Annotated in this window: 11 protein-coding genes and 1 pseudogene; 6 read left to right on the top strand and 6 right to left on the bottom strand. The window is 45.0% G+C overall.

The annotated features are described in order from the left end of the window. Nucleotides 1–249: 249 nt before the first annotated feature. Entirely contained in the window at nt 250–1,089 is an 840-nt protein-coding gene (fghA, locus tag AB4375_RS17085) for an S-formylglutathione hydrolase (RefSeq protein ID WP_017061633.1), read from the top strand. Between the two features lie 77 nt (nt 1,090–1,166). Here the strand turns inward: fghA and AB4375_RS17090 are convergent, their stop codons facing one another. Beyond that, the gene (locus AB4375_RS17090) at nt 1,167–2,249 is read right to left on the bottom strand and encodes a pyridoxal phosphate-dependent aminotransferase (RefSeq protein ID WP_372052098.1); all 1,083 of its coding nucleotides are present in this window, start codon (nt 2,247–2,249) and stop codon (nt 1,167–1,169) included. A gap of 306 nt (nt 2,250–2,555) precedes the next feature. Between AB4375_RS17090 and AB4375_RS17095 the strand changes: the two genes are divergently transcribed. The 3 genes and pseudogenes from AB4375_RS17095 to AB4375_RS17105 form a co-directional block, all read left to right on the top strand. Further along, a complete protein-coding gene (locus tag AB4375_RS17095) occupies nt 2,556–2,957 on the top strand; it encodes a hypothetical protein (protein WP_017061631.1) in 402 nt (133 codons plus the stop codon). A 224-nt stretch (nt 2,958–3,181) separates the two neighbouring features. Next, complete coding sequence (locus tag AB4375_RS17100; protein ID WP_372052099.1) at nt 3,182–3,919, top strand: NUDIX domain-containing protein; 738 nt, start codon at nt 3,182–3,184, stop codon at nt 3,917–3,919. A gap of 237 nt (nt 3,920–4,156) precedes the next feature. Then, nucleotides 4,157–5,143: pseudogene (locus tag AB4375_RS17105) on the top strand (sigma-54-dependent Fis family transcriptional regulator); the annotation flags it as partial. A gap of 18 nt (nt 5,144–5,161) precedes the next feature. Here AB4375_RS17105 and AB4375_RS17110 read toward each other — a convergent pair. Beyond that, entirely contained in the window at nt 5,162–6,013 is an 852-nt protein-coding gene (locus tag AB4375_RS17110; RefSeq protein WP_371724915.1) for a LysR family transcriptional regulator, read from the bottom strand. A 98-nt stretch (nt 6,014–6,111) separates the two neighbouring features. Here AB4375_RS17110 and AB4375_RS17115 point away from each other — a divergent pair, with 98 nt between their 5' ends. After that, on the top strand, nt 6,112–6,759 hold the full coding sequence (locus tag AB4375_RS17115; RefSeq protein WP_108122783.1) for a glutathione S-transferase family protein: 648 nt from the start codon (nt 6,112–6,114) through the stop codon (nt 6,757–6,759). Between the two features lie 77 nt (nt 6,760–6,836). Here the strand turns inward: AB4375_RS17115 and AB4375_RS17120 are convergent, their stop codons facing one another. Together AB4375_RS17120 and AB4375_RS17125 are read right to left on the bottom strand one after the other, a co-directional pair. After that, on the bottom strand, nt 6,837–7,070 hold the full coding sequence (locus AB4375_RS17120; protein WP_017054877.1) for a helix-turn-helix transcriptional regulator: 234 nt from the start codon (nt 7,068–7,070) through the stop codon (nt 6,837–6,839). A 10-nt stretch (nt 7,071–7,080) separates the two neighbouring features. Next, nucleotides 7,081–7,629, bottom strand: coding sequence for a DUF2975 domain-containing protein (locus AB4375_RS17125; RefSeq protein ID WP_017075204.1), 549 nt, complete (start codon nt 7,627–7,629; stop codon nt 7,081–7,083). Nucleotides 7,630–7,934: 305 nt separating this feature from the next. Here AB4375_RS17125 and AB4375_RS17130 point away from each other — a divergent pair, with 305 nt between their 5' ends. Continuing rightward, on the top strand, nt 7,935–9,377 hold the full coding sequence (locus AB4375_RS17130) for an N-acylglucosamine 2-epimerase (protein ID WP_372052100.1): 1,443 nt from the start codon (nt 7,935–7,937) through the stop codon (nt 9,375–9,377). A 142-nt stretch (nt 9,378–9,519) separates the two neighbouring features. On the opposite strand, the gene AB4375_RS17135 is transcribed toward AB4375_RS17130, so the two are convergent. Both AB4375_RS17135 and AB4375_RS17140 read right to left on the bottom strand, forming a co-directional pair. Beyond that, nucleotides 9,520–10,965 (bottom strand): sucrose-6-phosphate hydrolase, encoded by a 1,446-nt coding sequence (locus tag AB4375_RS17135; protein ID WP_017069759.1) that lies wholly within the window; start codon nt 10,963–10,965, stop codon nt 9,520–9,522. Further along, nucleotides 10,962–11,921, bottom strand: a complete 960-nt coding sequence (locus AB4375_RS17140) for an aminoimidazole riboside kinase (protein ID WP_017069758.1) — start codon at nt 11,919–11,921, stop codon at nt 10,962–10,964. The genes AB4375_RS17135 and AB4375_RS17140 overlap by 4 nt, the downstream gene beginning before the upstream one ends. Nucleotides 11,922–12,016 lie beyond the last annotated feature (95 nt).

Here is a 12,016-nt window from a genome sequence, read left to right on the forward strand (position 1 = left end):
TTGATTGTAGAATAACTACTTATCGAAAATTTCTGCCTTGTTCTCAAGCCTTTTTCCTGCGCTATTTATGACCATCTACTTACTGTGATTGGTATAACACCTCTTGGTCTCGATACTTAGGTGTCGAGGCCACAGCTACAAATGAATAGCAACAAACTGTCTTCACCACCTCCTGCCCGGTGGGTGGTGAAACTTTATGTAATATAGACAAATTTACTCCCAAACCATCAACCTAACGGAGCACAATAGATGACAATCGAAAACATTAGCCAAGCAAAGGTTGCTGGTGGTTGGCACAAACAATACACCCACTTTTCTGCAACGCTTGACTGCAACATGCGTTTTGCGATTTTCTTGCCACCTAACGCAAGCAAAGAAAACCCAGTTCCTGTTTTGTATTGGTTGTCAGGCTTAACCTGTACCGATGAAAACTTCATGCAAAAAGCCGGCGCTTTCAAAGCCGCGGCTGAGCAAGGCATCGCGATTGTTGCACCAGACACTAGCCCACGTGGCGAAGGTGTTGCCGACGATGAAAATTACGATCTCGGCCAAGGTGCAGGCTTCTATGTGAATGCCACTCAAGCGCCATGGGACAGCCATTACCACATGTACGATTACGTGGTAACAGAGCTCCCTGCATTAATTGAGTCGTTCTTCCCTGTTACATCCGTAAAATCGATTTCTGGTCACAGCATGGGCGGACATGGTGCCCTAACGATTGGCATTAAAAACGAAGATAGCTACCGTTCTATCTCTGCATTCAGCCCAATCACCAACCCAATGCAATGCCCTTGGGGACAAAAAGCCTTCAACCAATACCTAGGCTTGGATATTGAAGAGTGGAAACACTACGATGCCTCTGAGCTTCTAAAAACCAAAGGCACTAAACTGCCAATGTTGGTCGACCAAGGTGAAGCCGATAACTTCCTGATTGAACAGCTTAAACCTGAGCAATTAGTCGAAGCCGCTAAGGTAACCAATGCCGATTTAGATCTACGTATGCAGCCTGGTTACGACCACAGCTACTACTTCATCTCTAGCTTTATTGATGAACACATTGAGTTCCACGCTGCTTACTTAAACAAGTAGCCAGATGAATTTAGCCCGCACTTTGTAAACGCAAGGTGCGGGCTTTTTTATGCCTACTGATTTTATAACGGTTGCTTTTATAACTGCTTAATACGCTGCTTTAACGCTTCTAAATCTATATCATTGCCAACAATTCGTAATCGAACATACTCTTCAGTCATCGCGTCGCACGTAATAGCAAAATCGACACCCGAACATGTCTTAATACCGATACTCTCAAATAGCTTTGAAAGGTGAGTTCCTCTCTTTTTCAACAACATAATGGGCGTCGATATTGACGTGCCAACCACCTCAATATTGTTCTCAGACAACAAGCCGATCATTTGCTGCTTAAAGTATTCAGTTTTGCTGCGGTTCATTTCTAAGAAGTGTATTGCATTGGGTAAGGTCGCCGATGCGATTTTTATTGAGGGGTAAGTCGGCGTAAACACACTCACCGCAGCTTCGATTGCAGAAGTCAGGTTTTCACTGCTGGCTAAGTAACCGAGTCGAATCCCAGCGAGCCCTAAACCTTTAGAAAAGGTTCGTAAAACTATTAAGTTGTCCAAGACTAAGGTCTGATCGAGCATAGACTGCTCAGGGGTCAGGTATTCACCATATGCCTCGTCGACAATCAAAATAGCGCCAGAACGCTCACATACTCTCGCTATCTCGACCAGATAAGCTCTGTCGTAGATTCGACCCGTTGGGTTGTTGGGATTATCGATATACACCAAGGCAGGATTTTGACTGCTTATTTTTGATGCCAACACACCGAACAGATCCGACTCGTTTTGATAATCAAACATGTTGATGGACTGGTACTTCCCGCCCACCAAAGTGAACTCTGATACTGCTTCAACAAACTGAGGGCCAATGCCTATCATGGTGCGATTGTTGTGATCGATAAGTTTATTGAAGATAAGTTCTAGCGCCCCAAGAGAGCCCGTGGTGTACGTAATACGACAATCTTCAATCCCAATAAACTGGCGAGTCAGATAAGTCAGCTCCGAAAGCTCCCTGTGGCAATAGTACTTATCAATACCGTAGATAATATCTTTGATCACATGTTCAGGAATTTCTGGTGCGCCAAATGGATTGGAGCCAAGTGAACAATCGATACGAAATGAGTGATCGACATAAGAATGGTATTCGCCACTTAACCGTGGATTTAAATGCATAAGAAAACGCTCAAAAAATATTCATGCGCTATTCTTATCGTACTGAATTTTATCTATATAGGTCATTTCGCGACAGTTCTTCGCCTTGTTTCGAGAGACTGGTTAAAAACCAAGATTGGTTCAAATAACGAATTCTCTTAAGCCATAATCAAGAGTTAAGCACTCGTGTTTACATTTCGAGTTAACCGAACCGCTTTCTTTGCGCTAGATTAAGCTGAGATAAGATAGGGTAATAACAGAGCTTGCATCTTTACTCTCCCTAGTTACCATAGCCCCATTAACATCCCCCATATTTTGAAGGTTGCTATGAAAGCAATTAAGACTCTTTTCTTCCTGATGGTTTTATTGAGCGGTCTGTTTACCGCTTGGCTGTTTATTCCAATTCCAGCGACCATGGACAAGCAAACGCTCGACGTTCCATTAACGGAACCATTCAAGCTTGTTGCGTATCGCAGCAACCCGAATGATGCGAGCAAGCCGCTGACTTACCACTACTATGTGATTTCAGATGTGGTTGGTGTAGACGACATGGACCCATTCCTGATTACCACGGACCAGTTCGTGAAGCTTGGCGAATTCGACGAGAACACATTCAACCTTACGGTTAACGGCAAGATTGATAGCTACACCAACGATTTGTGGATCAAGAAATCTGATGGCAAGCTTCAACACTGGTACGTGAGTATTAACGCGAACTATATTCGTTAAAATCGAACTGCAATAAACCTCATTTTAAAACTGCGCTTTGGCTTCCAAGCGCAGTTTTTGTTTCTAGCAACACCCTCCACTTATCCCGACCCGTTCGACATAAACTGCATTGCCTACTTTTGATTCACTGCTGCCCTTGCTCTCAAGGTGTTATAAGCTCTTTAGATACGATAAGCTCAGACCATGCTCGACGCCCAATAAATCAAAATAATAAAGGATCACCCGTGGAATTTACGCTCGACAAATTTAACGGCATCATCATTGACCCAGCAACAGCCCCTCACGATGTTGACTCATTCAATGCCGAACTCAGCGAGATCACCGAATTTTCAAAGCAGAATAGCAAAGGCATTATTTGGATTAGCTTACCTATTTCACTCTCGCACCTTATTCCGGTGGCGACTGAGCTTGGCTTTGTGTTTCACAACTGCTTAGAAGACGAGATTACGCTGATCCACAAATCCGAGATTGTAGAGTTTGTGCCTTTCATTCCGACCCACACCTTGGGTGCTGGTGCGTTAATCACTAACGAACACAATCAAGTTCTGATGATCAAAGAGCACGGCATGACGGGTTACAAATTACCGGGCGGTCATATTGAGTTGGGTGAAGGCATTGAAGAATCGGTGGTTCGTGAAACCTTGGAAGAAACCGGCATCGAGGCAACGTTCGTTTCTGTGGTTGGCATGGCGACGAGACACCCGTATCAATTCGGAAAGTCTAACCTCTACTTTGTTTGTCACCTTATCGCTCAAACTCAAGAGATTGCGATTCAAGACACAGATGAAATTGCAGAAGCTAAATGGATTGATGTTGAAGAGTACATTAACAACCCCGACAGCTACCCGTTCAACCGCCAGTTAGTCGGCTCTTTGATAGGCAAACAAGGATTAGAACTCACTCAGTTAGAAGGCAACTATGGCCCAGTCAACAAGCCCGAGATCTTCTTTTCGCAAAACTAGAGCGATTCAAATATAAAAACGCCAAGCTCATAAGAACTTGGCGTTTTGCTTTTCATTTTACTTGTATTGTTTAAGCCATCTCGTTGCTAGTGACTTCCTAATAGACTGTTCTAGAACCTATCTATTTTAGAAAAATCCTAGTGGGTTAGTATCGTAGCTGATCAACAGGTTCTTAGTATTTTGGTAGTGATCGAGCATCATCTTATGTGTCTCACGGCCGATGCCGGATTTCTTATAACCACCAAACGCACGCGCTCCATTTCAGCATCGTGTGATTTGCACCATGGCGAGCAACAAATCGAACACGCTTGGCAGCAAGCCAACAAGGTAATCGATAAAGGGATCAGTTTGTTGATCTTAGGAGAAACAGGAGTTGGCAAAGGCGAGTTTGTTAAAGTGCTGCACAAGCAAAGCCAGCGTAAGTCTTCGCCCTTGGTAGCGGTAAATTGTGGCGCGCTGCCTAAAGACCTTATCGAATCTGAACTGTTTGGTTACGCGCCGGGCGCCTTTACGGGAGCAAGCCACAAGGGCTTCCAAGGTAAGATCCGTCAAGCAGATAAAGGGATTCTATTTCTAGATGAGATCGCCGACATGCCTTTAGAAGCTCAGTGCCGACTACTGCATGTTCTGCAAGACAAATCCGTGGTGCCAGTTGGTTCTAATCAAAGCTATCAAGTCGATTGTCAGATCATCGCTGCAACTCACAAAAACCTCGAGCAGTTAGTCGCAACAGGTGAGTTTAGGCAAGACCTGTATTACAGACTCAATGGCTTAGCCTTCACCTTGCCAAGCCTACAACACCGACAAGACAAGCACGCTTTAATCGAGCACATTCATCGTAAATACGCCGAAGACGAACAGACAATCTGCCCGCACTTGATGAGCTTACTGTGCGCCTATTCTTGGCCGGGTAATATCCGCGAATTAGACAACTTACTTAAGGTTGCTGCTCTATTAGCAAGTGATGAACCCCAACTCACACTCGAGCATGTGCCCAGCCACCTTGCTCAACATCTCACGTCATTAGCACACGATAATCAGCATCAGCTAATGACTCCTAATGCCATCAAAGGTACAGCGAGTAACGATTTAAGAAGTACCGTTGAAGAAACCTTGCTGCAAACCTATCAAGCCAACCAAGGCAACATAAGTAAGACTTCGAGAATACTCGGTATCAGCCGCAATACCATTTACCGAAAGCTAAAGAGCTTGGGGATTCTATAGTAGGACAAGGAATCTAAGCTACTCAGAATCCAACTCCACAAGTTGATTGAGCACTTCTTTATCCAATACCGGGTGATGCTTGGTCGCTAGGATCAGCACAATATCGACCGAAGGCAACGGTGGCATATCATCGAGGATTCTCAAATCTGAAGTCACGCTCAGCTTACCCATCGCGCCAATGGCTAATCCAGCTTTAACGATCGCTCGCTGCGCTGAAGCAGTATTGCTACACGCCAATAACTGATAAGGCGTGCCCTGCTTGGTTAAGCCATTCACTGCCGCGGCGTGGTACTTACAATCGGTCTGAAACAAAGCTAATGGCACTGGTTTAGACTCATCGAACACATAATCAGGGCTGCTTATCCATACTCCGATATCATGAGTGAGCCAGTAACCCTCTTCACTATCGGGCGCTCGGGTGACAATCGCCGCATCAAGCCTGCCGTCATCCAACCACTCTCTCAGCGTAATGCTGGGCAGGCTGAATATTTGGATTGAACAGGTGGGTTCTGCTTTCTGCAACAGGCGAATCACTTTCGGCAGAATGGTGTCATTGTAGTCTTCAGGGCAGCCGAGTCGCAGAGGTTGTTTGTCTTCGTAACGCTTTACTTGCTTTAGCGCGGTATTGTGGAGGGCGACCAACTGTTCGGCATGAGAACGCAACGCTAAGCCAGCTTCAGTCAGTATTAAATTACGTCCTTCTTTCTGGAAAAGAGTGACGTTGAGTTCTTCTTCCAGTTTGCGCATCTGAGCACTAAATGCCGATTGGGTACGGTTGATCTGTTTCGCGGCACGCGTAAAGCTACTGGTTTCTACAAACGCGAGAAAGCCTCGCAACGCATCAATGTCCATATTGAAATCACCACCCATCGTTTTTATTAATGTATTGCATCAAAATTATCCGTTAGTGCCTCGCAATACAATCCCCTAAGCTCAAAAGCATACTCACTACACGCAAGGAAGCCCCTATGCAGCTTTATATTGGAAACCAGAACTACTCAACGTGGTCACTGCGCGCATGGCTGATATTCGACAACTACAATCTCAATGCAGAGGTCATTAAGCTCAAGCTTTTCACCTCTGATTTCTACGACACTCTGGCGAAAGTGACACCAACGGCTAAGGTTCCAACCCTAGTTGATGGTGACGTTACTGTGTGGGATTCATTGGCCATTCTCGAATACGTTAACGACGCCCACTTGAACGGCGCAGCATGGCCCAGTTCAGTGAAAGAACGCGCCAATGCCCGAGCCATTTCCGCCGAGATGCACTCTGGATTTTTTGCCGTCAGAAATGAAATGCCGATGAACTGCCGCGCACAACGAAAGCTAAAACTCAGTGAAGACGCCTTGAAAGACATCGCTCGTATTGATGCCATATGGTCGACGCAAATGGAACAATACCCAGAGGGATGGTTGTTTGGTGAATGGTCGATTGCCGATGCGATGTTTGCACCTGTGGCTTTACGTGTAGAAACCTATGGAATACAACTTTCCGAAAAGGCATCACAGTATCAACAACGCGTGCTTAACAGCCCATCAATAGAAAAATGGTTGGCAGAAGCGAGCTTAGAAACCGATGTGGTTGAAGAGGACGAGGCAGGCGAGCCTGTATAAATAGTTAGCAATGAGTCTCGATAAGGGCATCGAGACTCGTTCATTATTAGATGATTAGAAAGCGATTTCCTTACCGGCTATTCTTCAGCAACGCTGTCTTGATGATCATTCGGTTCAAACTCCAAAATATCACCAGGTTGGCACTCTAAAACTTCACACAGCTTATCGAGTGTCGATAGCCTTACCGCTTTGGCTTTACCATTTTTTAATACTGATAAGTTGGCTTCAGTAATCCCAACTTCTTTTGCCAATGTCTTCAATCGCATTTTTCGTTTGGCCATCATAATGTCTAAATTAATGCGGATAGTCATGACAAGTCCTTTAAATGGTTTGGCTATGTTCGTCAGCCAGAATATAACCTTCTTTCATCACCCATGAGATGATCAAAATAATTATACCCAATATCAGTGTTAAAAAGTCCATACCAACAAAACTAATCTCAAAGATACGTTCACCTGGTGGATTATTGAACGACAGAATCACTGACATCAATGAACCATAGATAACTGAACCTAATACCCAATAAAACAGGCTATATCCGAGCTTCTGGTAAGACATTGCGTTTTCTAAAGAGAAGATTTCACCGCGCTCATAGTTACGGAATAAACGTATCAGAACCATCAGTGCGTACATAAGGATGCTCGACATCAATAAGCTTGTGAACGCAGCAACGATTCTTGTTGTCATAGTGAGCGGTAACATCGTGAAATACCCGATGTCGTAGGTAAGATAAAAAATGCCCGTCGCACTAATAAAGTCATAGGGAGTCTCAACTGTTAGCCAGAAGTAGCACACCATTATAGGGGTAAGTACAAAAAGGGATTGCAATAGCATACGTACACGTCGGCTTTGTTTTTGGATGTTGGACATACTTAGATTCCTGTTGAATTGACGAAGGGGATATTAAGATCAAAACAAATGATGATCAACAAAAAATTATCGATAAACGATAGTTTTATATCGATTTAAGTTTAGTGACATAAGGCTAATCTAGTGTGTATTCTGTCAATAAATTGAGATAACAACCGCCGGGTTCTAAAGCTTCAACCCAATAATCCATTTTCATCAGACTTCCATTTACTTCCTAATAATTTGATCGATTGTGATCACCGAATCACAATGTGCAGATGTAATTGTTTATATTCAACGAAACTCAAATCATTAAGATAAACATCATGTTACGAGCAACGATCGCATTACTCAGCGTGGCCAGTTTCACTGTATCTGCCAATGTCACCCTTCCCTCCGGAGAAGACTGGATCAATCATGCCTCTGAAGGACTGGCACCTTACTGGCTAATGCCTAGTGCTCAGGGAGAACCGATAGGCAACTTCCCGACATTTCGTTGTGATGATGGCACCTTGCTCGATGTGTCTGATGTGTGTCCTGAATTAGACAGAGGCTGGATCATTCCCCACTTCGGCAAAGAGTTTACGCGCATGAAATCACGTCAAACTTATGCCTATGGCGTGCTCTACCATCTTACCGGAGACAAACAGGCTTTAGCGCTTGCCAAACAAGGCGCCTACTACCTCATTGATCAACTAGAAGATAAGAAAAATGGTGGCTTTATTGGCTACACAAAAGAGGGCAAAGCTGGTCAGAATTGGCAGCAACGTACCTCTCAAGATCAAGCGTATGCACTAGTTGGCCTTGCCATGTACTACTACCTGACCCAAGACAAAAAGGTGGAAGAAGCTCTCATCGCACAACAAACTTTTATCTTTGATAAATATCGACTTAGCGACAACAGCGGTCTTGCTTGGGTACTCGCCGACGGTGAAGATGGCAGTGCAAAACGACGTGAACTGGTTGCGCAACTTGATCAAATAAACGGCTACCTGTTGTTAGTCGCTCCTCTGCTCAAAGAGCCCATCAAATCAAAATGGCTTGATGACTTAAACTGGCTCACGCAAACCATGATTGACCAATACCATTCTGAAGATGAACAACGCTTCTACGGCGCAATTCACGATAAAGCTGCGATGATGCCGAATGCTAATCACAACGATTTTGGGCACACCATCAAAGCGTATTGGATGACCTATCTAACCGGTCACGCATTAGAAAATACAGAATGGTCGCAATTTGGATTCGATGGCATGAAACACACTCTCGCTCTGGCGCAATATCAGAAAGAGTTCGTGAGTGTCTCCCAATATTATGGCGAGGAACTTCAGAAAGCGTGGAAAGGACAAGAGATAACTGGCTGGCAAAGCCGACCAAACACAAATTGGGCTTCATCATGGGAATGGGCGGAGCTTGATCAAGCAGCGATGACGGTTTCGCTGGTCGATGGTTCAATGAAAGACGTACTGCAATACACCCTACCCACCTTTCATGATGTATGGGTCGACCACAAATACGGCGGCGTGGGGCTTGATCCAAAACGCACCAAAGCTTTCCATTGGGGCAACGGTTATCACCAGTTTGAACATGCGCTGATTGGCTATCTATACGCACAGCAACTTGACGCGAAGCCAGCAGTATTGCATTACGCAAGGCCGACCAACAGCGAGATGCCAATGGAACCGTATTACTATCAAGGCGATGTGGTGGAGCTATTGAATAAAGATGACGGAACGCAGAAGGTCAGTTTCAATAACATTCGACCTTAGCGTTGGTTGTTTGTTCTAAATGGACTTGAGATTCAGGGCTACGGGGAATGGACAAGGTCAAAGAGTTAGCACAATAGTGATGTCGCAGACCAAACAAAAGCCGCTGTTGATCAGCGGCTTTCTTGATGGAGATAAGCGGAGGTTAGTTGTCCAACCCTTTAATTGGGTTCATCGAGTGATAAACGGTGTTCACGTCACCAGTCATCGACAATGAACTCAAGTCATCAATGAAGAAACGGCTGGTCATTGTGTGCTTACCGCCATTGATAAAGATTTCGATCACTGACTTATCAACATAAACCTCGATGGTTTGCTTGGTGCTCAACCTCGGTGCTTTTCTCACTGAGCCAAACTCTTCCGCGTAGAGCTGAGACATCTTACTGCGATCAAGCATGAACTCCTTTTCTGTAGCACTGAACACGATGTTATCACCCGCAACGTTAGCAAGTGTAAACTCAAACTCGTCAGTATCCGTTTCGAGCTCAACCATGAAGCTGGTTGTATCCAATTCAAGAGCATTTTCAACCACCACAGCTTCACCCTGTAGCGCTTTCAATTCAGGTAAAGCAGACTGAACAAGATAGCCATCTTGGATTTGAAGTTCGCGTGGTAACGACAACATGCCCGCCCACTGATACTCATTAGATGGTGTATTAATCTCAGGCAGACCAATCCAAGCAATCAGAATACGGCGGCCTGTATCATCTAAATAAGTCTGTGGTGCATAGAAATCGAAGCCATAATCTGGCTGCGCAATATCTTGGTGGTTTTCCAGTTCTACCGAATCGAGATTTAGGCGGTCACCGACGATATAAGCCACCGAGTAGATATTTTTGAAATCGTATGGATTTTCGCTAGACACACCTTGTGGAGAAAACAGCATCACCGACTGATTCTCTATTTCAAAGAAATCTGGGCATTCCCACATATAGCCAAGGTTGTTGTAACGAGTTTGAATTGGACCTTTGTGCTGCCAATTCATCAGGTCTCGGCTGCAATATAGCGCCATAGAGCCAGTATTTTGAGGCGTTTGAGCACCCACAACCATCAGATAATCGCCGCCCTGTTTCCACACTTTTGGGTCTCGGAAATGTTCGGTGTAGTGATCGTTTTCGATAACCACGCCGTGCTTTTCTATTTTTCCGTCAGCAGACATCTTGGCAAAACATTGAGTTGGCACTCGCAACCAATTTCCATCGCGCTTGTTACCTGTAAAAAACAACAATGCATTGTCGTTTTCAACCAATGCACCACCAGAGTAAACACCGTGAGAGTCGTAATCTTGGTCTGGGTGCAAGCCAATACCGTGGTCTTCGAAATGAACGAAGTCTTTGGTAGAAAGGTGGTACCAGTACTTCATACCATGGACGGGGCCAACTGGCGTCCATTGGTAAAATAGGTGGTGTTCACCATTAAAGAAACACAGACCATTCGGATCATTAAGCAGACCAAACTTAGGCGCAATATGGTAGCTTGGATAGCCAGAGTCTTGTTTGCGAAGCTCTACCATCGCATCAATACTCTCTAGAGAAATATCTTCTATACGGCGATATCTTTGCTCTACTGTCCAGTTCGAGTTCAAACTCATACACTCTCCTCTACGGCATTCGTATTTGAAGAGTCTTTTTGAATAAACTGAGTAAGAGCTTCTTGCGTTGGAAGTGCGGTCATTGCGCCTTTTTGCGTGGTCGCCAGTGCACCACACCCATTCGCCCACTGAATTGCAGAATCGACGACTTGTTGATTGTTCCACTCATCATCTTGAGAAAGCTTTGCAAGCAAACCGCCAACAAAAGCATCGCCTGCACCCGTGGTATCCACTGGCGTCACTGAGCGACCTGAAATCAACACACCTTGGTTTTCAAATACTCGCCAAACGCCTTTCGCGCCCTGCGTAACCAGAACAAGCGTGTTGTTAAGATCTGCAATGTTAGCCAAACCTTGTTCCATCGAAGTTGAATCGGTTAAGAAATCCAGTTCTTCTTCTGAGAATTTAACCACATCAGCCAATTCAACCGCTTTCATGACCACAGACTTAATTTCAGATGGGTTTTGCCACACTTCATCACGAAGGTTTGGATCGAAGCTGATGTAACCGCCCGCGGCTTTCATACGTCGGATCGCTTCGAAGGTACTGCTTCGGCTTGGTTCATTAGCCAAAGAGATCGAGCAGACGTGTAGCCACTCGTTTTTCTTAAATTCGGGAATGTCTGCAACAGACATAAACTGGTCGGCACTTGGCTTAACCATAAACGTAAAGCTACGCTCGCCTTGGTCATCAAGATCGACCACCACGGTTGACGTGCGTTGTTCAGGGTCCTTCACCAAACGCTCGGTATTCACACCTTCCTTTTGCAGAGTCACTTCCATAAAAGTGCCAAACGGATCGTTACCCACTCGGCCAAAAAATGCGCTTTTGCCTAAAAGGCGAGAAATCGCTACCGCGACATTAGCAGGCGCACCGCCCGGACATTTCAATAATGTCGCGTCAGTCTCCGGAATGAGGTCGACGACGGCGTCTCCAGTTACCCAAACTTGATTCATCTTTCTTACCTTAAAACTGAAAATCATGACAACCGAAAGCGATGGCAATCGAAAGCAGTAGCAACCAAAAGCAAGGTGACACTTCACGCTGTCAT

It is taken from the genome of Vibrio sp. 10N.261.51.C6 (genome assembly GCF_041471785.1).
Lineage (GTDB): Bacteria > Pseudomonadota > Gammaproteobacteria > Enterobacterales > Vibrionaceae > Vibrio > Vibrio crassostreae_C.